The 22,738-nt window shown below is 59.2% G+C and carries 16 protein-coding genes and 1 pseudogene; 2 read left to right on the top strand and 15 right to left on the bottom strand.

Translation table 11 applies throughout. The features are described 5' to 3' along the window. Positions 1-118: 118 nt before the first annotated feature. Positions 119-751 carry an NAD(P)-dependent oxidoreductase gene (locus CDO73_RS22540; protein WP_088490797.1) on the bottom strand — a complete coding sequence of 211 codons (633 nt, stop codon included), beginning with the start codon at positions 749-751 and terminating at the stop codon, positions 119-121. Between the two features lie 427 nt (positions 752-1,178). Between CDO73_RS22540 and CDO73_RS22530 the strand changes: the two genes are divergently transcribed. Then, positions 1,179-2,348: a hypothetical protein gene (locus CDO73_RS22530; RefSeq protein WP_088490777.1), complete on the top strand. Its 1,170-nt coding sequence runs from the start codon at positions 1,179-1,181 to the stop codon at positions 2,346-2,348. Here CDO73_RS22530 and CDO73_RS22525 read toward each other — a convergent pair. Together CDO73_RS22525 and CDO73_RS22520 are read right to left on the bottom strand one after the other, a co-directional pair. Next, positions 2,300-2,755 carry a DUF4385 domain-containing protein gene (locus CDO73_RS22525; RefSeq protein ID WP_088490776.1) on the bottom strand — a complete coding sequence of 152 codons (456 nt, stop codon included), beginning with the start codon at positions 2,753-2,755 and terminating at the stop codon, positions 2,300-2,302. The genes CDO73_RS22530 and CDO73_RS22525 overlap by 49 nt on opposite strands. Positions 2,756-2,787: 32 nt before the next feature. After that, complete coding sequence (locus CDO73_RS22520) at positions 2,788-3,864, bottom strand: lactonase family protein (RefSeq protein ID WP_088490775.1); 1,077 nt, start codon at positions 3,862-3,864, stop codon at positions 2,788-2,790. Positions 3,865-4,092: 228 nt separating this feature from the next. Between CDO73_RS22520 and CDO73_RS22515 the strand changes: the two genes are divergently transcribed. Beyond that, positions 4,093-5,016: an ArsR/SmtB family transcription factor gene (locus CDO73_RS22515; RefSeq protein ID WP_088490774.1), complete on the top strand. Its 924-nt coding sequence runs from the start codon at positions 4,093-4,095 to the stop codon at positions 5,014-5,016. A gap of 123 nt (positions 5,017-5,139) precedes the next feature. On the opposite strand, the gene CDO73_RS22510 is transcribed toward CDO73_RS22515, so the two are convergent. From CDO73_RS22510 to CDO73_RS22455, 12 genes and pseudogenes are all read right to left on the bottom strand, one after another. Beyond that, the gene (locus CDO73_RS22510) at positions 5,140-5,367 is read right to left on the bottom strand and encodes a hypothetical protein (RefSeq protein ID WP_143536172.1); all 228 of its coding nucleotides are present in this window, start codon (positions 5,365-5,367) and stop codon (positions 5,140-5,142) included. 133 nt (positions 5,368-5,500) lie between these two features. Beyond that, a complete protein-coding gene (locus tag CDO73_RS22505; protein WP_088490772.1) occupies positions 5,501-6,934 on the bottom strand; it encodes a DUF4179 domain-containing protein in 1,434 nt (477 codons plus the stop codon). Between the two features lie 17 nt (positions 6,935-6,951). Further along, positions 6,952-7,473, bottom strand: a complete 522-nt coding sequence (locus CDO73_RS22500; protein ID WP_088490771.1) for a sigma-70 family RNA polymerase sigma factor — start codon at positions 7,471-7,473, stop codon at positions 6,952-6,954. A gap of 257 nt (positions 7,474-7,730) precedes the next feature. After that, positions 7,731-9,062: a DUF4179 domain-containing protein gene (locus CDO73_RS22495; RefSeq protein WP_088490770.1), complete on the bottom strand. Its 1,332-nt coding sequence runs from the start codon at positions 9,060-9,062 to the stop codon at positions 7,731-7,733. A gap of 84 nt (positions 9,063-9,146) precedes the next feature. Beyond that, positions 9,147-10,658, bottom strand: coding sequence for a hypothetical protein (locus CDO73_RS22490; RefSeq protein ID WP_088490769.1), 1,512 nt, complete (start codon positions 10,656-10,658; stop codon positions 9,147-9,149). 32 nt (positions 10,659-10,690) lie between these two features. Continuing rightward, positions 10,691-11,206, bottom strand: coding sequence for a sigma-70 family RNA polymerase sigma factor (locus CDO73_RS22485; RefSeq protein WP_088490768.1), 516 nt, complete (start codon positions 11,204-11,206; stop codon positions 10,691-10,693). Between the two features lie 192 nt (positions 11,207-11,398). Then, positions 11,399-12,835 carry a hypothetical protein gene (locus tag CDO73_RS22480; RefSeq protein ID WP_088490767.1) on the bottom strand — a complete coding sequence of 479 codons (1,437 nt, stop codon included), beginning with the start codon at positions 12,833-12,835 and terminating at the stop codon, positions 11,399-11,401. A 21-nt stretch (positions 12,836-12,856) separates the two neighbouring features. Next, on the bottom strand, positions 12,857-13,378 hold the full coding sequence (locus tag CDO73_RS22475; protein ID WP_179218797.1) for a sigma-70 family RNA polymerase sigma factor: 522 nt from the start codon (positions 13,376-13,378) through the stop codon (positions 12,857-12,859). A gap of 150 nt (positions 13,379-13,528) precedes the next feature. Then, positions 13,529-16,522: a beta-phosphoglucomutase gene (pgmB, locus tag CDO73_RS22470; protein WP_088490765.1), complete on the bottom strand. Its 2,994-nt coding sequence runs from the start codon at positions 16,520-16,522 to the stop codon at positions 13,529-13,531. A 1,754-nt stretch (positions 16,523-18,276) separates the two neighbouring features. Beyond that, positions 18,277-19,710: pseudogene (locus tag CDO73_RS27505) on the bottom strand (glycosyltransferase family 2 protein); the annotation flags it as partial. Next, positions 19,691-20,791, bottom strand: coding sequence for a HEAT repeat domain-containing protein (locus tag CDO73_RS22460; protein ID WP_143536170.1), 1,101 nt, complete (start codon positions 20,789-20,791; stop codon positions 19,691-19,693). The pseudogene CDO73_RS27505 and the gene CDO73_RS22460, both read right to left, overlap by 20 nt. Then, positions 20,788-22,674: a response regulator gene (locus tag CDO73_RS22455; RefSeq protein ID WP_088490763.1), complete on the bottom strand. Its 1,887-nt coding sequence runs from the start codon at positions 22,672-22,674 to the stop codon at positions 20,788-20,790. Before CDO73_RS22455 ends, CDO73_RS22460 begins: the two co-directional genes overlap by 4 nt. Positions 22,675-22,738 lie beyond the last annotated feature (64 nt).

Here is a 22,738-nt window from a genome sequence, read left to right as displayed (position 1 = left end):
TCGGGATCAAGGTCGGGAAGGACGCGCGCGCAAGCTGCGAATGTCGCGAATTCGATCGAACTTTCGATCTGCGCAAAGCCCGATATCGAAAAGATTCCGCGAAGCGCGAAGACTTGCCCTAATAAGCGACGGTAAACCGCGAACGAATAAAGTTCGGATCGTCCAATTCGTCGATAATCGCGGCCGCGAAGTCTTCGACGCTGATTCGGCTGTGCCCGTCGTCGTCGGTGACGAGCAGCGTCATGCCGATCCGGAAATTCCCCGTTCGGCGGCCCGGTTCGATCCAAGGGGCCGGACTGACATAGGTCCATTCCAATTCGCTCGCCGCGAAAATCTCGTACGCGTCGGCGTGCGCCTGCGCGATCGGAAGCAGTTCTTCCGGGTAATCCGGCGCGTCCATGACGCGCACTCCGGGCGCCGTGAGCAGCGTGCCCGAACCGCCGGCCACGATCAACCGGGAGACGCCCGCATCGCGAACGCCTTCGACGATCAGGCGCGCCGCTTCCGGCAGCAGCGGACCTTCGCCGGGTTCCGATCCGAACGCGCTCAGCACCGCGTCGCAGCCTCGCGCCGCTTCGGCGATCGCGCCGGGAGCCAACAGATCGCCTTCGCGGAATTCAAGCGCCGCGTGTTCTTCTTGCAGCAGCGAGGCGTCGCGCAGCAGCGCGATGACTTCGCATTTTCGATACAACGCTTCTTTCACCAATTGGCGTCCGATCGCGCCTTCCGCTCCGAGTACCAATACTTTCATCAATGCAGATTCCATGCCAACTCCATCCTTTCGCTTTTCGCCCGCCCTTCCGGCGGGTCGAGCGGCCGGCGTTTTCCCGCGCGGCCGTCTTTCTTTATTCCTATACCCGTTTTCGGCGCCGGACATCCGTCCGTTTCTTCCCCGAATCCCCGCGTCCCGAATTGTACGCGCGCCCGATACTTTTGTCCATGAATTCCGGGTTTCGCTCCCGACCGGGCGAAGTCGAAATCCGCCGTCGAAAATGCGGCGCTTCGCGAATCGCGCGCAAAGCACGGCCGGATTCCGCCTCGGCATCGAAGCGGACGGCCGCCGATCTCGCCGCCGCTTTCCCGATTTGCCGCAAAACAAAGCCCGAAGAAGCTTGAAGCGGTCCCGGGCTTGTGTAATAGTGGATAGGACAGGTCTACGCGAGAGGAAGGGAATCGGAATGGAAACGTATGTCTGGCTGGCGACGGCCGCATTTGCGATATGGATCTACGAACAAGCCCGACGGTCGCTCAGACGGCGCGCCGAGGGTCGCGAACGAAGGCTGCGTACGGCATTGGACGCGCTCGGTTCGGCAGCCGCGCTGCTCGACGAAGCGAGGTCCGCTTCGTCCGTCATGCCGCTTGCCGCTTCGGACGGCCGCCTGCGCGAGCGGCTGCTCCGCTGCCAGGGCATGCAGGGCTTCGCGTCCGAACTGGACGGCCAACTGGCCCTCTATCTGCAAAGCGGCGGCCGGGAGCGCCTGCCGCTGCTGCACGAAGCGCTCCACCGCGAACTGGAGCGTACCCGCCACGAGCTGGCCGTGCTGCTCGAACGCGAAGAGCGTCCTTCTTGGGGCGGCGGCTTCCTCCGCCTGCTGAAACCGGCGCTGGTGCCCGCGCTGCTCGCGGCCGCCGGCGCCGCCGCGTGGCAGTTCGCCCGGGAGCCGGAGCTCGGCGGCTCCGCGTGGCTGCCGCTCTGCCGCCTGCTGTCGTGGCTGCTGGCGGCGCTACTTCTCGCCCGGCTGCTGGAGCCGGGCTACCGAGCCGAGCGGCCCGTGCTGCGGCGCGTCGTGCCGCTCTTGGCGGCGGCTCCGGCGCTGCTGAACCTGCCGCTCGGCGCGGAAGCGGCGCCGTGGCTGTTTGCCGCGCAGGTCGCGCTCGCGGGCGGCGCTGCGCCCCGCCGCTTCCAAGCGGCGCGAGCGCCCGTACGCCGGGCGCTCCCCGCAGCTGCGCCCGATCGCTCCGGCGCGGCCTTCCGTTTCCGCGACGCTCAGCCTCGCGGAAAGCCCGTCCGCCGCGGAACTCGGCCCCCGCGGCAGCCACCCGGCCGCTTCGGCTTCGGCCGAAACCGGCTCCAAGCCCGAGCCGGCGTTATCTCCGCGCTGATCTCGCGCGGACTCTGCGGCTTTTTTCGGAAAGATCGACGTAAGACGGTTCGTTCTCTGCCGGACAGCCCCTTCCCATACGAAAGCGACCATGAAATCCGCCCGGGAGTCCCGGATTTCATGGTCGCTTTTTTGAATATTCGCACGTCCGAACGGCACTTCGTTCCGATCCTGCCGGGACCTGAGAAAGCACGCCTCTACTCCCGCTCGTACTTCTCCTTGTGTTCGTTCGTCATCCGTTTATAATCTTCGTCCGTTTTCGCTTTCTCCCACGCTTCTTTGAAAATCCGCGCGGACTCCGCTTTGGCCGGATCGCCTTTGCGGATCGACAGCGTTCCGTTCTCGGCATATTTCCGGCCGCCTTTGTAATTCGTGTATCGACGCGCCCGCGTATATCCCATCTGCAAGAACTTGCGCGCCATATCCATGCCGACGAAGTCGCCGGCTTCTTTGTATTCCAGAAACATGGCATAGATTTTCTCGGACGACTCTCGGGCGATCTCCGGCGTCTTGAAGCGCCAATGCGGCAGAATCTCGTTCTTGTAAGGCTGCACCATCAGCACGCCCTGCTCGCCGCGCCCTACCGTATACCATTCGGGATGTTCGCGCAGATCAAGCTTTTCGTAATCCAGATCGTAGTCGAATTTGCGCATCGTTTCGCCTCCTTCCTCCGCCCGGCGTCTTGTCAATGACGCTCTTCCGGCTCGGGCAGCGGGCAGACGCAGACCGGCCGATTGAATTCGAGCGCGAAGCCCGTAGGCGTCAGACGCCCGTCTTCCGAACCGATCGCGAAAGAAACCACGTTCCCGCTTTCTTGATTCGCGACGAGCAGGAACCCGTCCGTAATAGCGAAATGCCGGGGAATCCGGCCCGCCGAAGATACGCGCTCGACGAAGGTCAGCTGTCCGTTCTCGGGATCGACGGCAAAATGCGAGACACTGTCGTCTCCGCGATTGGACACGTAGACGTAACGGCCGCACGGCGAAACCGCGACGTGCGCGGCCGTATTGGCCGGGTCTTCCGCTTGTTCTCGCGGCAGCAGATCGAGCTGCTGCGCTTCTCTCAGACGTCCGCTCGGCATATCGTAATCGAACGTCGTCACCGTGTTGTTCAGTTCTCCGGTGACGTAAGCCCACTTGGCTTCGGGATGGAAGGCCAACGTGCGCGGCCCCGTTCCCGGCGGCAGCACGGTATCTTCTTGTTTGAACAGCCGATCGTCTTCGAGCGTATACATGACGATCCGATCCGTGCCCAGATCCGGCGCGAACAGATATCGGCCGCACGGCGAAGAAACGAACGCGTGCGGGTGCGCTTCCCGCTGACGATCGGGATGAGGACCCGAACCGGTATGCACGACATTGCTCGCCTGTTCCAATTCCCCGCGATCGCGAATGCAGAGCGCGACGACGCAGCCTCCGTAATTGGCCGCCAACAGCGTCCGTCCGTTCGGCGTCACTTCCACGTAACAAGGCGAAGCGCCTTCGGACAGCTTGCGGTCGTGCAGATTCAATTCGCGTTCGGGACCGATCGTGTACGAATAAATCTCGCCGGCCTGCTTTTCGCTGGCCGCGTACAGATTGTTCCGATCGGGACTGATCGTCAAATAAGACGGATTTTCGATCCCGCCTGTGCCGGATACGCGATGCAGTTCGCCGTTTGCCGTATTTAGCAGGCAGTGAAACAAACCGTTCTCTTCCTCCGGCGCGTACGTTCCTACATAAAAATGACGTTTCTGATCCCAATCCAGATCGACTGCCGTCATGTGTTCATTCTCCTTTTCTGTCTTCTATCGTCAGGGCTTCTTTCTTTTCACTATTATTAACAAGAACTTCGCGTATATGAAACCGACTTGTCGAAATTTGCCCGAATTCGACAACCGAAAAGCTTATCGGATGCTTTATCCGTGCTTTTGTTCGCGGCTCATTATATACTGAAAGGAAGACGATGCGCTTATCGGATAGTTGAAAATCGTTACCACTTGGAGGAAGCTATGGAACTCGATATTACCGAACAATCGCTGCCTGTCTACGAGGCGCTCGCCAGCAAAGTACGCCTCAACCTGCTGTCGCTGCTCGCCGATCGGCCGATGAACGTGCGGGAGCTGGCCGAAGCCTCCGGACTCAGCAGCGCTATTATGACGATGCACGTGCGCAAGTTGGAAACGGCCGGCCTGATTCGTACGGAACGGGTGGCCGGCCGCGGCGGCGCGCGCAAAGTTTGCTCGCTGGCCGAAGACCGGATCGAGATCATTTTGCCGAAAGCGGGCAGCGATCGGCGTTCCGTGCATCCGGTCAATGTTCCGATCGGCCATTTTACCGATTGGGAAGTGCATCCGACCTGCGGGCTTGCGACCACGGAGAAGATGATCGGCCAATTCGACGACCCGAGATTTTTCCTGTCGCCCGAACGGGTGAACGCTTCGATCCTGTGGTTCGGCCAAGGGTTCGTCGAATATCGCGCGCCGAACTTCCTGCTGTCCAGCCAGACGCCCGAAGAATTGGAGATCTCGATGGAGATCTCGTCGGAAGCGCCCGGCGTGAACGAAGATTGGCCGTCCGATATCACCTTCCATCTGAACGGCGTGGAACTCGGAACGTGGACCAGCCCCGGCGATTACGGCGAACGCCGCGGCAATCTGACTCCGGCGTGGTGGCCGAACGATATCAATCAATACGGACTGCTCAAAAGAGTCAAGATCAACAAGAACGGCACGTTCATGGACGGCACGCCGCTGTCTTCGGTCACGCTCGATCAGATCTCGCCTTCGAGCAAAGAATGGAAATTCCGGATCGGCGTGCGCAGCGAAGCCCAGCACGTCGGCGGAGTCACGCTGTTCGGCAGCGGCTTCGGCAACTATAATCAGGACATTTTGTTCCGTCTTTATTATCGGGACGCTTCGAGGATCGAACTTTAAGGTCGAATCCGCCTCGGCCGAGAATCGGCGTCCGTCCGCGTTCGGCGTTTTCGCGCAGCCGAGCAGGGACGGACGCCGATTTTTCGCGTCTTCTTTTTGCCTGCAAAAAAAGAACCCGCGGCGTCAATCTTCGTACGCCGCGAGTTCGTCTTCGAGTCGATTCAGTTCGTTCCGCGCCTGTTCGAGTTCCGCCCGCAGATCAGACAGCCGTTCTTCGTCTCCGCCCGGCGCTCCTTCGATCTCTTCGGCCAGACTCCGTACGCGGTCGTTCAGTTCGCCGATCCGATACTCCAGATGCGCGATGTCCGACGAAGCGCCGGCTTCCGAGCTGCCTCGCTGCGAATAAGTCATGATCATTCCTCCCGATTTCGTTTACGTTTCACTATAGCCAAGCCTTACCCGCGGCGCAAGCGGGCAAAGCAAGGACAAGGAAGACAAACCGCCTCGGTCCGCGCGCGGCGGGCCAAGACGGTTCGGAATCCGTTTACGGGAAAGGCGGCGTTAACAATTCGACTTCGGCTTTTTCTTGGATCGGAGCCCAATAATTTTTCAGCGTGAAGGTGATCGGCTGCACGATCGTCGGATCGCTCAGTCGGTAGACCGTGCTTTCGATCTGTTTGCCTCCGGAACCTTCCGAATACCCTTCGCTCACGATCGGCGTATCATGAACCGTGCCTTTCGCGTCGGTAAACGTATCCTCGAATTCGGTTGGGTGGGAGAATCCGCTGTTTTCGCCTTCCGACTCCAGCTCTCTTCGGAACGTTACGGTCCCTTTTTCTTTGTCCGGCAGCACGCTCAGCGTGCTGTCCCCGCCCTGAATGATTTCTCCGGTTTCCGTGTTGACGACGAGTTTGAGATCCTCCGGCTCGATGGCCGAGATCCCTTCGACCGCCAGTTTGGCGCTTTCGGCGTTTTGAATTTTGGATGCCGCGAACACCATCGTTTTCAGCCCATTTTCCGATTCGTATTCTCTCCACATAAGCGGCGTGTCGCTGCCTGATTCGTCACTGAGTTTCACCTGCGGATTGATCAGATCGAAGATCTTTTTGCTGTTCGTTTCTTCGTAACGGTAATCGACATAAGTGGCGAGCGGCGATTGTTCGATCCGTTCGATGCGGATCTTTTGCCCATCGACTTCCAATTCTTTGGCGACTTCCACCGTGCGCGTTTTCGGAATGAGATCCTGCGTAGCTGCCGTGAACGGAATATCGAACTTCGTCGATTGGCCTTCGGGCTGTCCAAATTCTCCGCTGTACACTTCTACGTTAAAACGCGCTTGGTCGGGATAGTCTTTGGTCGGGTCCAATTGATTTTCGATAAAGAAGTTCTGGCTGGTCCCTGGAGCTACGCCGCTGGAACTGCTGAGCGACAGCCAAGTGACCGGATAGTTATCGCCGAAATCGACTTTGATCTGCGATAGCCGGGCTTTTTTCTGCGTATCGTTTTTCAGAGATACGATCATGTACATGCCGCGTTTGTCCATCGCCATTCCTTTGAGCGTCACCGTATAACCGTTTTGCTCCTGACTTTCGCTGAGCGAAGATACATATCCGTTTCTAAGCGCGGACGAGAATTTCAGATCGGTGCCGTTCGATCGGTAATCGTCGATCTTTTCGTAACCGCTTTTCGCTTGCTCCGCTGCGGGTTCGTTCTTCGGCGCGCCTGCCGTCACGTTCTGCGCAGCCGGCTCTGCGCCCGGTCCCGGCATAAGCGCCGGGGACAATGCGATAATCGCCGCCGCAGCCGCCGCTGCGAAGCCTGTGCCATAGACGGCTTTGCGCCGCGCGGCCCGCTTTTTGCCCTGCCCGATGCCCGCGCGTACCGCCTCGTCCAGTCTCATCTGCCCGACCTGCTCCGCATCCCGCTGCGAAGTTTCCGCGTCGCGCAGCAGTTTGCGTTCTTCCTCTTGATTGGTCATATGGGGTTACCTCCCGCTTATAATAATCCTCTGAGCTGCTTCAAGCCTTCGCGCAGCCACGTTTTGATCGTCCCTTCCGGCTTCTTCAACACCTTCGCGATCTCCGCCGTCGTCATGCCTTGATAATATTTCAGCATCACCGGATGCCGATACTTGGGCTTCATTCGTTCGAAAGCCCTCTCCAGATCGATCCGGTCGCCGCTGCGCATCTCTTCCGCTCCGTGCGCTTCGAATTCGGAAGTCGGAAACGATCGCTTTCTGCGCCTCAATTCGTCCATGCAGCAGTTGATCACGATCCGTACCAGCCAGCTTGCGAACAAGTCCGGATCTTTGAGCTTTTTGCGCTTGATCCATGCGCGGCAGGTCGCCTCCTGCACCGCTTCCAGCGCGTCCGTCTCGCTGCGCATATAGCTGAACGCGATCGCGTACAGCTTGCGCTGCTGCTCCGCAACCTGTGCGGAAAAACGTTCTTCTTCGGCGCTTGCGGCACGGTTCGTCTCTTTGTGCCCGCTTCCCGCTTTGTCCATCCTGTTTTCCATTCTTTTTCCCCTCCTGCCTTGACCGCTGCAGCGGCCTTGCCGACAGAACCGGCAGACGGTCCGAGCGAACGTTTTCGCCCCTCCGTGCTTGACGGTATCGACCTTTTGCAAAATCCGATGCCTATAAGACGCCCTATGTCCGCAAAACGATTGATTTATTTTACCAAAGCAAGAAAAAAGGATATGAAAAAAGCCGTCTCCCTTGAGGAAACGGCCGGACGGTCTGTCAAGACAACTTTGATATTCAAGAAAGCGGCTTATTTCAACTTCAGCTCTTGAGCGTCCGCGATCACGTTCGGATACGTCGAGATGTCGAACGTCAGCGGCTGCTTATAACTGCCTTTCTTGACGTACACGATCGCGGCGCCTTCGCTGCTGCCTTCGTCGGTGTACGAATAGCCGAAGCCCGAGCCGTCGGGCGCTTCGACCGTCCGATGCTTCTGACCGGACGCGTCGACGAACGTCATGCCCAGCACGAGCAGCGAAGCGCTGTTTTGCGGATCTTTGTACAGCGCCGGATTCACTTTGTACGTAAACGTGATTTTGGATACGTCTTTCGATACGTCTTCCGTTTTCGCTTTCAGGTCCGGAATCGCCGAAGCGCTCGCGACGCCTTTTTGAACGTCGAACGTCAGCTTCGTTTGATTTTTGTTGAGCGCTTCGATTCCGTCCGCATGCAGCACGACGCTGTCCGGATCGGTCAGCAGCGTCTGATTCGGGAATTCGAAGATATAACGCGCACCGTCTCTGTAAGAGACGCCGAGCTGAGGACGCGACGTTTGTTCGACGCCGTTTTTGCCCAGTTTCAATTGGACGCCCGTCAGACGGAAGATGTCGTGCGTATTGGCTTCGTCCGCTTTCAGCGTCACGTAGGTACGCAGCGGCGTGGCGTAAGCTTCTTCGACCGCGAGCTTCTGGCCGTTCACGGTTAACGTGCCGCCTGCATCCAGTTTATTCTCGTGCCGGCTGAACTTCGTCGGATCGGTCTGCACGTTCAGCTTGAGCGTCGTCAGCAGTTTGCTGTCGGGATCATAGCCCGGATTCGCCGTGCGGCCGTAGATCGGAGCGGTCAGGCTGAACGTGCCGAGCATGCCGTCGGCTTCCGCCAGACGGAACGAAGCGTAGCCGTACACTTTGCCGCCGATCACGACCGAATTCGACAGTCCCTGCGCTTTTACCAGATCCCGGCCGCCTTCTTGCAGCGCGAACCGGGCCGCCGCCGCTTTGGACGCTTGGTCTCCGCTCAGTTCGTACAGCAGCGTCAGGCTGCGGCTGTCTCGAATCACGCCTTTAACGTTCAACGTATAGCCCGCTCCGCTTGCCGAATCGTTCAGCGCTTCGACGTAACCTTGATCCAAAGCGGCCGACAGTACCGGGTCGCTTTGGCCGATCGCTTTGCGGAAGTTCTCGAACGCTCCCCAATCTTTGTTCTCCGCCGTCGGCGCTTTGACGGCTGCCGCGGACGGAGCAGAAGCCGCCTGCGCCGGAACCGCTGCCGTTCCCGACAAGGTAAACAGAATGCCCGAAGCCAAAGCAACCGCCGTTCCCGCGCCCGTCAACCGTTTTGCTGCTTGAAGTCTTTTTCTCATTTTCATCCTCCTCTGGATAATAAAAGAATCAATCAAAGTATTGACGGAGCGGGACCCCCAAACGGATTCGGCAAAATGGATTTTTTATTTTTTGTCCGTTATTCCGGTTTCCGTGCTGTTCAGTTCGATGCTATGGGGTTCGATGATTTCTCGCGGGTAAGCCAGAATCTTGAACGTCAGCGGCTGAGCATAGTCCCGCTTCTCCATCACGTACGACGCGAACGTCGACGTGCTGCCCGGTTCCACTTCGCCCATGACCGTCATGCCGTCTTCCGAGACCGGATACGACAGCGGGTACTTTTTCCCTTTCGCGTCGGTGAAGCTCAGATCAAGATTCATCATGGAAGGCGGGTCGCCGCCGAACACGCGCTCGGAATCGATCGGATAATTCACTTTGAGCGTCTGGGTTCCGTCTGCTGCCGCTTCGAGCTCCGCCGAGATTTTCGGGTCCGGCGCTTGGACGACTTTGTTGGCAGCGGTATCGATGATCAGTTTCTGTTCTTCGCGGCTTAACGCCTCGATGCCTTCTACGCTGAACGTGACGGAATCCGGATTTTTCGGCAGCGGTACCCGATTGAACGTAAACTCGAACCGCTTCGAACCGTCTTTCTCCGTCAGTACGATCCCGACGCCGGGGCCACCTTCGGACACCGTCTTCTTGCCGTCTTTGGTCACCGTCAAACGGGCGCCGACCAACCGCGAAATGTTCTTGTCGTTGTTCGGATCGGGCACCAGCACGACGTAGCCGCGCTGCGGCGTGATCAGCGCCTGCTCGATATGCAGCACCTGTCCGTCCACGGTCAACGTCTGCCGATCGGCCAGCTCCCGTTCGAACGAACCGATTCCGCCTGCCGCGGATTCGCGATTCAATTCGACGTCCGCCGTCAAGACCGCCAGCTTCTCGCTGTCTTTGTCGTAACCGGGATTCGGCGTCCGGCTGTACACCGGCGCTTCCAGCTTGAACTCGAGCGCCGACTTCTCCTGCTCTTCCTGCGGCGGTTGTTCGAGCGCGAACGTCGCGTATCCGTACAAACGGCCGTCTTTGTAGAAGTCCCGGCGCGATTCCTGCGTACCGATGACCGTACCCGATGCGTCGATCAGCCGTCCTTGGCTGAGCGCGGTGGAACGCACGTCTTCTCCTCCGATCGCGTACAGCAGCGTCAACTTTCGGCTGTCTCCGACCGCACCGTACAATTCCAGCTCGTAGCCTCCGGCTTCGGTCTTGACTTTAAGCGGCTCTACCGCCCCTTTGCTCAGCGCGTCTTCGAGAATCGGCTCTCCCGATACGCTGGAACGGAAATTCTCGTATTCTCCCCAGCTTGCTTCGTTGCCCGACGCTTGAACCGCGGCCGGCGCTTCGACCACGGCCGTATGGCGCAAGTACCCGTTCGTCGCCATGAATACGCCGGCCGCCAACGCCAGACCCGCCGCGCCCGCTCCGACGTAGCGATACAGCCGCCGTCCCGATGAGGCGCTGCCGCGTTTGACGCCGCTGCGGATCGCCCGCATCAGCTTCGCGTCGTCGATATTCGCCGTCTCGCGAGACTCGCGCTCCGCTTCCTGCCGGAAAAGCTGTTCTTCGCGTTTGTTTTCCATGCCTGCTTCCTCCTTTTCTGTTCGTTTATGCGTTACAGCAGTTCCCGCATTCGCTTGAGCGCCTTGTGCAGCCAGGTCTTGACCGTACCTTCCGGCTTCTTCAAGACGCGCGCGACCTCGGTCAGCGTCATGTCGTGGTAGTATTTCAGAATGATGACGTGGCGGTATTTATCCGGCAGCCGCGCCAACGCCCGGTCGAGATCGATCCGCCGGGAACTGACCATCCGACTTTCTTCGAACCGTTCTTCGCCCGCGGTGTCGGACGGCACGACCCGTTTGCGCTTTCTCAGTTCGTCCATGCAGCAGTTGATCAGAATGCGGATCATCCACGGCAGAAAAGCCGCGTCTTCTTTGAGCATTTTGCGTTTGATCCATGCTTTGCACGACGCTTCTTGCAGCGCTTCGAGCGCGTCCGCTTCGTTATGCAGATAGCTGAACGCGATTCCGTACAATTTTCGCCGGTGTTCCGCGATCTTTCGAACAAACGTTTCTTCGTTAAGCTCCGCCGCGCGCGCGCTGTCTTGTTTGATTTCTAGCGGTGTTCCCACCTGCAGCCCTCCTCTATGCGTTCACACGTGTTTCGTTTCTAATCGATTATGTACAGTAGACGGAGCGGAGTAGGCGAACGGTTTTGATTTCGTCGGAAAAGCACGGCAAAAAGCCGGCGGTCTTCCGACCGTCCGGCTGCGCTCGCTTTTGCTTCGGCATGCTGCTGCTTCGTTCCCTTATGGCTGTCCGGCTTATTTCAGCTTAATCTCTTGCTCGTCTTCCGTCCATCCGGGGGCCTCTTTGACTTTAAAGGTGAGAGGCTGCGGGTAATCGGATTTCTCGAGGCGAACCAAGGTATATGCGGTGCCGTCCCCGTTGCTCATGCTCTCGCTGACCCCTCCGTTCTGATTGAGCTGAATAGGATGCTCTTTGCCGCTGCCGTCTTTAAAAGAAAAATCCAAGAATAGATATTGCCCCTCCTTCCATTCTGTAGAAGAGATCGGATAAGTGACCGTCAAGTTCCGGCTTCCGGATTCGTTCGGAGCCCAATTTATTGCATAGCCTTCGTCCGGGGCTTTCAGCACTTCCGACTTATCCGTATCGACGACCAGCACGCTGCCCGCCTCCGGAGCTTTCGCGACGCCCTGCGCGCTCAGTTTGAGCGAATCGGGATGACCCGTACCCGACACGTTGGCATAGACCAGATCGTAACGTTCGTTTTGCTGCCAGCCGGGGTAGAGCCACAATGCGCTTTTCGTCAAAGGCTGTTCTTGTCCGCCGTTCGTGACGACCAGACGCGGATTGACCAACCAGGAGAACGACTCTCCTTTTTCTTCGTCGACAGACAAATAAATTTGCAGCGGCGTGATCAATACCCGGTCGATCGCGAACTTCCGGCCGCCGACTTCGAACATTTTCGGCTGCTCGAAAACGAGCTGTTCTTCTTCCGAAGCGGTCGAAGCCAACGTCAACGGCACCTCGAACGTCTGCAAACTGCGGTCGTCCGCGTCCGAGCGGCCCGATACCGCCCGCGCTTTTAACGTAAACCGTTCGGATTCGCCGTATTTCGGCAGCAGCGGCAGCGTGATTACGCCGTACTGCGCTTGTTCGAATACGTCGAATTCTTCGCTCGGACGGGAATAGTCGTCGAACGTCGCTTGCCCGCCGTCGGCGGCGTTCAGCAGCTCGGGATCGGCCAGCGACAACCGGTCGCCGTTGGGACTTTTGAGCGTATAGAACAGAGATACGCTGCGGCTGTCCCTGACCATGCCGCGTACCGCCAACGCGAATCCGTCGCGTTCGTCGACGATATTCGCGGCCATGACCGCTTTTCTCTGCATCGCGCCGCTCAATGTCGGATCGTTGCGCGAGACCAGCTTGTAAAAAGGCTCCAACGTCTGATCGAGCTTCAACATGTCTTCCGCCCGAATTTGCTTCGTCGGTTCCTGCGGCATCGGGCTTTCTTCCGACCCTCCGCCGTATCCGAGCAGCAGCGCGCCGGCCGCCAGAATCGCCGCTCCGGCTCCCGCGAAAACAACCCCTTTTCTTCGACGCGTATCGCTCTGCGCCCGGTTCATGCCTCTGCGAATCGCTGCGCTGCGCTGAGCCGCCGAAGGCATCCGCCGCTCCCGACGCCTCTCTTCCGACGCTTCCGTCAACATCCGTTCTTCTTTGCGGTATGCATCCATTTCCTTATCCCTCCCCGCTTGTTAACGCTCCTGCTCCAATCGGATTCGCATCTGCTTCAATGCCCGATATAATCGACTTTTGACCGTGCTCTCCGGCTTGTTCAGGATTTGGGCAATCTCCGCTAGCGTCATATCGTGATAGAACCTCAAGACCAGCACGTGCCGGTATTTCTTCGGCATCTTCTCCATCGCCCGCTCCACGTCGAGCCGGGTCGAACTTTGCATTTCCGCCGCCGGAAGCTCGCTTCGGATTTGCTCGGCGCGGTCGGACGGAATCACCCGTTTGCGACGCCTCAGCTCGTCCATGCAGCAGTTGATCAGAATGCGGATCAGCCAAGAGTCGAACAGCTTCCCGTCTTTGAGCGACGCGCGCTTCGACCATGCCCGGTACGAAGCTTCCTGAAGCATCTCCAACGCGTCCGCATCGCTTCGCAAATAACTGTAAGCAATGTTGTACAGCTTGGCGCTCTGCCTGTCGATCCGTTCGAAGAAACGTTCTTCTTCCCGCTGGCTCGCCCGCTGCTCCGTTTCTTCCCATCTCAACGTCTCGGCCACCTTCTCTCCCCTCTCTCGTTCCTTGCACCGCTATGACGGATCGCTCCCCGCGAAAAGTTTCATTTTAGCAAAAACGCAAAAAAAAAGACCGCACGGTCTCCTTTTCGGGATAACCGGTGCGGCCTTTCTTCAATGTCTTCAGCCTTTCAATTCGCGTTTCGGAAACTCGTTCATCCATTCCCGCAGCAGCGCCGGATTCAGTTCGGCGAGCGACGCGACGTGATGATCGGCGTCCGGCAGCGTTTCTTCCGTGCCGATGCCCACGGCCTGCATGCCCGCGCGGTGGATCGCCACGACGCCCGCTTCCGCGTCTTCGATGCCGATGCAGCGCAGCGGATGGACGCCCAGACCTTCCGCGGCGTTCAGGAAAATCTCCGCGTCCGGCTTCTGAAGCGCCACCGCGCCCGCGTCGGCCACGTAATCGAACAGATCGGTCACGCCGAGGCGATCGAGCACGGTCGGCGCGTTGCGGCTGGCCGAAGCCAGCGCCGTACGGATGCCGTCGCGCCGCAGCGCCTTCAGCAGCTTGCGCGTGCCCGGCAGCAGCGCGTCCGGAGTCAAGGTCAGCAGCAGCTCTTTGTAGCGTTCGTTTTTCTTGTCGGCCAGCTTCTGCATCTCGTCGATCGAGAACTTGCGGTCGCCGTTTTGCAGGATCAGCTTCAGCGAAGCCATGCGGTCGACGCCTTTGAGCTTCTCGTTATACGCGCGGTCGAACGGAATGTTCAGCTCGTCGGCCAGTTCTTTCCACGCTTGATAATGCAGTTCCGCCGTATCGGTGATCACGCCGTCGAGATCGAACAGCACGCCGGCGAGCACGCGATTGGGCAGCGTCAGTTCGGATTCCAGTTCCGCTTCCACGCCGAAGTGTTCGATCTTGACCGGATCGCCTTCCAGCACGCGGTAGGTCGTCGACTCTTGGGTGATGCTGACGTAGAGACGGCGTCCTTTCCATTTGAGCGCGAAGCTGCACCGTTCCCATTGGCCGGGCAGTACCGGACGGAAACTCAGCTTATCCGCATCCTGCTTCATGCCGGCGAAACCGCTGACGATCGCCAGACGGCTGCCGGCCATCGCGGCGGCATGAATCCCGTCTTTGACGTTGCCGTGCGTGTCGTCGAGGTCGAGCCGCGCCGTTTCCATGAAGAACTCGTAAGCCTGATCCATATAGCCCAGTTCCGAAGCGACCATCGAATGCACGCAGGCGGACAGCGAAGAGTCGTGCGTGGTCAAGCCTTCGTAATACAGGTAAGCCCGAGCTTTCTCCGCGCGGGTAAACCGGTCGGGCTGCACGTGGAACGCCAGCACCAGATCGGCCTGCTTCAGCACTTGATGGCGGTAGATGTCCATCGGATGATAATGCAGCAGCAGCGGGTATTTGTCTTTCGGGGTGTCCGCGAAATTCCACGGCGCTTTGTGCAGGAACGTATCGTCTTGACCGATCATGCCCTGCTCGCGGTAGATGAACATCTCTTCGGCCATTTTGCGCCACGAACCGATCTCCGCGTCATTCACCTGCATCCGGTCGCACAACTCTTCGCACCGGCCTTCGTGCATCTCTTTCATTTCTTCCAGCAGCTGCACGGTGTATTCGAACATGTCTTTGACCATTACGTTCGTATACGCGTTGTTGTTCACGAGCGCCGTGTACTCGTCCGGTCCGGTCACGCCGTTGATGCAGAAACCGCGGCCCGGAATGAAGCTGCCGTAATCCGCGAAGAATCGGCTCGTCTCGATCAGAATCTCCAGGCCGTCTCCGTATTTGTAATCGGCGTCGTCCACCGCTTCGTTATAGATCTTGATCGCGTGCGCGATATCCGCGTTGATATGAAGCTGCGCGGTGCCCGCCGGGAAATACGCCGACGTTTCTTTGCCGCTGATCGTCCGCCACGGGAACAACGCGCCTTTGAAATTCAGCTTCTCCGCCCATTCCCTCGCTTCCGGAAGAATATAATGGCGATAATCCAGCAGCTTGCGCGCGATCTCCGGTTCCGTATAGAGGAAGAACGGCAGCACGTACATCTCCGTATCCCAGAAATAATGGCCTTCGTAGCCTTCGCCCGTCAGACCTTTGGCGGCCATGTTCGTACGGCCGTCGCGGCCGACCGACTGGAACATATGGTAGGCGCTGAACCGCAGCCCCTGCTGAAGCGCTTCGTCGCCTTCGACGATGATATCGGCCGACATCCAGAATTCGTCGAGGATGCCTTCTTGAATCGCCGCGTAGCTGTCGTACCCGCGCTGCCAAGCTTCGTCGAGCTGGCGGATGCCTTCTTTCCACAGATCGCCGGTATTCGGCTCTTCCGAAGCATGGTACGCGACGTATTTCTCCAGCGCGTACGATTCGCCGGCTTGCGCCGATACGGTAAACCGCTTCTCGACGCGCCCGCTCGACGAATCGGTCTCCAGCTCGTATTCGCCGCCCGTCAGCTTATGTTCCGCCGCGCAGGACACATGGAAGCCGGTGACCCGCGTACGCTGCATGATGCCGATATAGGTCTGGTTCTCGCGCATCTCGAGCGTCGTCAGCACGGGACCCGAGAACGAAGAACCCGAACGGGGATCGCCCGACGAAGATTGGTTGACCACGTTGCCGTCGATCTCCGACTCGAAGCGGATCTTCCCGTCGAAGTTCATCGGCTTGACCGTGCAGCGCAGCAGGAACAAGTGCGGATCGTCCAGCGAAGCCATCCGTTCGAACGTGATCTCGACTTCGCGGCCTTCGAGCGAACGCCACTGGATGGTGCGGGTCACGGTCCCTTTGCGCATGTCGAGCTGCCGCCAATAACCGAACAGCGTGCCTTGGAACATATGCACCGGTTCGTCTTCCAGCCAGATCCGGATGATCTGCCCGTCGGCGACGTTCAGCATCGTCTCGCGCTGATGGGCCGAGCCGTACGTTTCTTCGCCGTAGACGATCGGAGCCGATTCGTAGAACCCGTTGATGTAGGTTCCCCGCAGCGAAGTGCCGAGCGGTCCGTAATACCCTTCTTCGAAATTGGCCCGGACGCCGATATACCCGTTCGCCACCGCAAAGATCGTCTCGTCGCGCAGATTCTGTTCGGTATCCAGCGTATGTTCGGTTACCGTCCACGGTTCGTACGCATAGATCGGTCCGTCGGATGAATGCTTCATATCTTTTCCTCCCATTCCCATCGGTTCTCGATTGCACAGACTCCCGTTTTATTACCCACTCGGCTCGGGGTAAGTAACTCCGGCAGGGAAAAGACCGGATGCACGGGCGCACGAAAGCATAAAAAGAGAGCCTCCACCAAGGTGAAGACTCCAAGTCAGGGTTGTATTGAAAGGGCTTACACTTGCATTATAAGGGCCTTTCGCCGTTTTGTGAATCCCTATTTTACCAAAACGAGGACGAACTTTTACGCGTTGACGGAAAAACGCAAAAAAGAATGTCTTTTTCGATATTCGTTTGGAAATTACCTGTATTAAAAGGCTCGCGCACCCGTGCCTTGCGGACGCGGGGCGGCCTTACCATAACCAACCTACTCCGCCTCGACCTTGAGATCGGCCGCTTCGGCTAAGACTTTATCCATCATCGGCACATAGACATGCCAATAGAAAGCATCTTCGCTGTTGCGCGTATCGAGCGTGAACCAGCTCTTGAACGTCGGCCAACCGGCGTAACGCCGCCAAAACGGATAACTGGTACGGTCGGCGTAGTCTCCGGCGAAATAGTAGCTGACCTGCCCGGCCGCAGGCGAAGCGGTCGCCCCGAACGGTAGCGAAGCCTCTGCCGCTTCCGCCGAGGCTTCCCGGCGAATAACGGCCGGGAACTGCTCGGGCACGCCTCGCTCGGCAAGCACCGCGCGGCCGTTGGCCGTCAGCGGCAGATCGTATTCCGCCAACACCTCGCTGCCGCCCGACGCCGTCACGATATCGAACCAATAATTATATCGAGTCTTCGCGTCGAGGCCGAAGCGTTCGCGTCCGGCTTCCGTGAACGAGATCCGCGCGCCTCCGTCGGACTCTTCGCCGTCGCGCAGCACGAACACGTCGCCCGATTCGTGAACGAACAAGAATCCGCCTCCCGTATAATCCCAAGTCTGCCCGGTAATCTCGCGGTAGCGGCTCGGAACCCAGTCGGGAATCTCCCCGCCCTGCGCCAAGTTCGGGAAATATCTGGCCGTCCAGCCGGTCCATTTCATACCGAGCAGCGCGCCCGCGCGGTTGCGCACCGGCTCTTCGGTCGGCGCGGCCACGGAATTGAACTCCGCCACCAGCATCGAGCCGCGCGAAGCGGCCGTTTCCAACACGTTGACGTCGAGCGTCTTCATGCCGCCCTGCCGCGCCGTCGGTTCCTGTCCGCCCGCGTTGGTCGGAACTCCGGCATCGGGATCGTCCGCGATGCCGGTCTCGGCCGGGCCGTAGGTGTCCGCGACATAGATCAACTGCGTGTCCGGGCTGAGGTTAGCCATCGTTCGTTCCTCCGGACGTTCGCCCATCACGGCCGGATCGTATCCGTAATAATCGCGGTCGTACAAATATTTGCCGCCGCCGGGCATCCGGTATTTCTGTTGATTCAAGATCCAAAACAATCCTTTGTGCTCGCGGTAGCCGTCGTCGTTGACCGTCTTGTCCAGCACGGCGATCGACAGCGTTTTGGCCGGAGAAGCTTCCCAGACGATCCAAGGCGTCAAGAGAAGCAGCATCGAAGCGGCAAGTCCGGCCCAGAAACGCGGAACGGGCTTTTTGGCTTTGGCCGGAGCTTTAAGCGGAAGCTGCGGCGTTTCGGCCGTCGGAGCCGCCGCTTTTTTTTCGCTTTCCGCGGTTTGCTCGGCCGGGTTCTCCGGCTGCGCCGACACGACTTCCGCGGGAACGGCGATCGGGCTTGCGCCCGGACCGATCGCCGGCTTTTTGTTCGCGCCCAGCACGTTGACGCGGGTCATTTCGCCCCAGCCGTGCTTTTTGCCGCGAATCGCTTGGAACAAGCCGACCGTCCGCCACCATGTCATGAGCGGACGATACCAGAACGATTCGGACAGCGCGTAGAAGAACAGCCGGAACGTATCCGAGATCCGATTGTAGTTATGGAACCGCCATTCTTCGAACAGAACGCTCATCGTGGACATCAGCGAACCGAACAGCAGCATGACGAGCGCCAGCATCAGCGAGATCTCCACGTTGATCCGGTCGAGGAAAAATCCCAGCAGGACCGTGGCGTATCCCAACAATTCCACCAACGGCCCGAGCAGCTCGATGAACAAGAAGAAGGGCATCGAACCCAGTCCCACCCGTCCGTACCGGGGATTCAAAATCATGTTTTTGTGCGACCGCAGGCTCTCGTACAAGCCCCGATGCCATCTCGTCCGCTGCCTTTTCAAGATCGTCAGGCTCTCGGGCGCTTCCGTCCAGCAGACCGGCTCGGGCACGTAGACGATTCTCGCTTTGCTTTTCTTGCGGCGGATCAGCTCGTGCAGGCGCACCGTCAGCTCCATGTCTTCGCCGATCGTTCCCGTCTCGTAACCGCCGGCTTCGACGACCCAACTCTTCTTGAACACGCCGAACGCGCCCGAGACGAGCAGCAGCATGTTGTAGCGGCTGAGACCGATTCTCCCCATCAGGAAGGCCCGCAGATACTCCACGACCTGCATCACGACCAGCGGTTTGTTCGACAAGCGGACGCTGGCGCTGTTCAGGTAGCCGCTGTCCACGGTGCTTCCGTTGGCGATTCCGACGCTGCCGCCGGTCGCCACGATCTCTTCGCCGGGACGCGCATCCATGATCGGTTTGACGACTTTGATAAACGCGTCCGTATCGAGCACCGTATCGCCGTCGAGCGAAACGAAATACGGATAACGGCAGACGTTGATCCCCACGTTGAGCGCGTCGGCTTTGCCGCCGTTTTCTTTGTCGACCAGAACCAGATTGGGATGGCGCAGCGAACGGTACACGGCGCGGATCGGTTTGGTTTCTTTTTTGAGTCCGGAAAAAGGCACCCGCCCTTTCACTTCCGTCATGTCGAACTCCTGCAGCATGATGTCTACCGTCTTGTCTTTGGACCCGTCGTTGACGACGACGATCTCGAACTGCTTGTAGTTGATGCTCAGAAGGGAGCGTACGCTGCCGACGATATTGATCTCTTCGTTGTAGGCAGGCACGATAATGCTGAGCGGCGGAACAAGTTCCGTCTCCAGCACGGCGCTGTATTGAATCTCGCTCAAGTCCCGGTCGCGCCATAAGCTGAACGCTGCGGCAGCGGTCAAGAATAAGTATACGGCAGCCGACATCGCCACGTAGACGATGATGACTATGCCGAAAACACGGTGGATTTCCACCAATGCGTCAACCCACGTTCCGCTCATATGCCCTCCTTTCCAGCGTTTCCACCGCCATGTCCCGCGCGAAGCGGTCCGGATGTTCCTTCGCGATTCCGGCGATCCGATCCATGCCGCCGCGATACTGCGCCAAGGCAGAAGCCGCTTCGCGGCGCACTTCGTAAGAAGGGTCCGCCATCAGGCGTTCGAGATGCGGAGCGAATCGTTCTTCGCGTACCGCTCCGGCCAAACGGGCATGCATCAGGCGCTCGGGCCATTCGAATTCCGCGCTTCGGGCCATCGAAGACTCCAGCCAATCGGCGGCTTCCTCGGTCATATAGCCGAAATTCGCCAACGCCTTGAATGCCCGGATCCGCGTCTCGCGGTCTTCCGAACGGATGCAGCGCTCGAACAGCGCCAAGACTTCGGTCGTACGCACGTTGCCGATTCTCAGCGTGTCCAGCAAGCAGCGGCGAATCCGGATCGGAAGTCGATCGAAATCGCGCAGCAACCGTTCCAGCATCTCTCCGTCCAGCGGACGCAGCATCTGCAGCAGCTGAAGTTCGGAGAACCTTCGCGACGCGACTTCCAGATAGTCGAGCGCTTCTTCCGCATGCAGAGATGCCAGCGTACGAATCAGCAGAAAACGCTCGTCGTCGTGCTTGGGGCTTTCCGGAAGCCGCTCAAGCCTGCGCAGAAGCGAATCTTTGGCTCCGGACATCTTGAATTTCTCGATGTGCAGCAGCACGTTCATCCGATCGCTCCAACGGCGCTTGTTCAACAAACCTTCGTACTCTTCGCCGAAATAGTCCGCCGCGAACGCATAGATCCGTTCGCGTTCGGTCTGCGAAGCGCTGACCGTCAGGCGCTTCAACAGCGCTTCTTCCAGCGCTTCCCGGCGCAGCCCGTCGCCCGAAGCTTGCAGCCGTCGGGTCCGTTCGCCGCTGCCGAGATAATCCGACAGCGGCGAATCCGGCAGCGCGAACCATTCGACCGCTTGAGCCACTTCCTGCCGATAGCGGGCGCGCAGAAGCTTGCGTTCGACCAGATAGAACAAGATGAGCGCGATCAGCAGGATCAAGACCGCGGCTGCCGTCGCGAGCAGGCGAGCCATACCGGCGTCACTCATGTCGGGCCGCCCGCCTTTCCGAGCAGGCGGCGAACCCGCGCTTCGAGTTCGACCAGACTGAAAGGTTTGGTCATATAATCGTCGGTACCCGCTCGCATCGCTTCCGCGATTCCTCGTTCGTCGCCGACGCCGGTCAGCATCAGCACCGTATAGATCGATTCGTACCCGCCGCCGTGAAGTCGCGTCAGCACTTCCATTCCGTTCATTCTCGGCATCATCCGATCAAGGATGAGCAGATATCGGGCTCCCCCCGTATGCCAAGGATCGCTCAAGAACTCTTCGCCGTCCGCGAAAGAACGGATCTCCAACTCGTATTCTTCTTCCAGACTCTGAAGCTGGTTCTCCAAAATGCTGCGAATCAACGGGTCGTCGTCCACGATCGCCAGCCGGAGTTGACGCGAAGCCTCGGAAACCGGCGCTTCTGCCGTTTCGGCTGCTCTTCTTGCGCCGGCGATCGAGCGGACCGCCCCGGCCAGCACCTGCTGCCGGGACATGCCGGGCCCGGCGTCCGTTACGCCGTACACGCAGCTTACGTCTTCGGCATCGAGCGCGGCCCGCAGTTCCGGATTTTCCAGAATTCCGCTCAACCACGCCCTGCTTCGCGCCTGATCGATTCCAGGCTGAAGAAGGAAAAATTGATTGGCCCGGTCGCGCGCCCAAATATCCTGCGGACGCAGCCGCTTGCGCACTTCGTCCGAGAAAGTCTTCAGCAGCCGGTCTCCTTTGCGATAGCCCGTGCGCTCGTTGAGGCGCCGCAGGCCGTCCAGTTGGACCGCCGCGACCGCAAGCTTCTCTTCCCGACCGTCCAGAAGTTCGATCTGCCGGGACAATTCGCGCTCCAGAAAAGGCATGCCGTAAGCGCCCGTCGTCTGATCGAGCAGCAGCTGTCCGGTAAGCCGGCGGCGGCGGCGGATCAAACGGCGAATCCGCACGACGAATTCGTCGGGATTCACCGGCTTGGTCAGAAAATCGTCGACGCCGCTCTCGTAAGCGCGAATGCGGGTCGCGCTGTCGGTCTTGCCCGTCATCAACGCGACCGGAATCATGTAACGGTCGCACAATTCGCGGATACGCTCCATCAGATCGAAGCCGCTCTGTTCCGGCATCAACACGTCCAACACCGCGCAATCCGGCAGTCTTTCGTAGAACCATTCGACCGCTTTGTCGAAGCGGGGCGTCGCCAGCACGGTAAATCCTCGTTCTTCCAGCACGTCTTTGAGCCACGCGAGCAGCCCGACATCGTCGTCGAGCAGCAGCACGGTGCCTTCGGATTCCGAACTCTCCGTTCTCGGATTCATCGGATTCGCATCAGGCGCCGCGAGATCGGGGCGGGTCCCGCCGACCTGAGCGGCGCCGCCTGCCGATCCCGGCTGCGCCGCAGGCGCAGCGGCAGCGGACGAAGCGGCAGCCGCTTCTCCATCGCTCGGCGTCTGCGGACGATCCGACGCTCCGAGGCGCCTGCTCAACGATTCGCGCAGGCTGACGGCCGGCCGGCGCTCTTCGTCCGTTCCTGCCGCCGTATCCGGCTTCGAAGCGGCCGTTCCGGCGGCAGGACTGGTATCCGGACGGTCGGCGCGAAGCGGCAGCAATCCCCCGTCTTCCCGAGCGCGCTCTTGCCTGGCCTTCTCCAACAGTACCTCGAATTCATGCAGCTCCCGGTGTAAGTCTTCCCCCGCGAAAACGCGATCGCCGTGTTCGTCGAATCGCTCCAACAATCTCAGGGAAGCTTGATACCATTCATGCAGATCGATCGTTCCCGACGTGCCTTTGATCGAATGGATCATGCGATATACCGTCCGCTCGTCCGTCCGAACGCCGGGACGCAAAATGCGCTCCAGATTTTCTCCCGTCTGGTCGATAAACATCTTCTGGTATTTATTCATAAGGGTCCTCCCTAGTACTCTGTATCAGGTCAAATAATAGGCTTACGTTTGGACGAAATGCGCA

Origin of the sequence: Saccharibacillus sp. O23, from assembly GCF_002205895.1 — a bacterium.
Taxonomy (GTDB): domain Bacteria; phylum Bacillota; class Bacilli; order Paenibacillales; family Paenibacillaceae; genus Saccharibacillus.
Note: the sequence above shows the minus strand (reverse complement) of the source record. Positions and strands in the feature narration are given on the sequence as shown.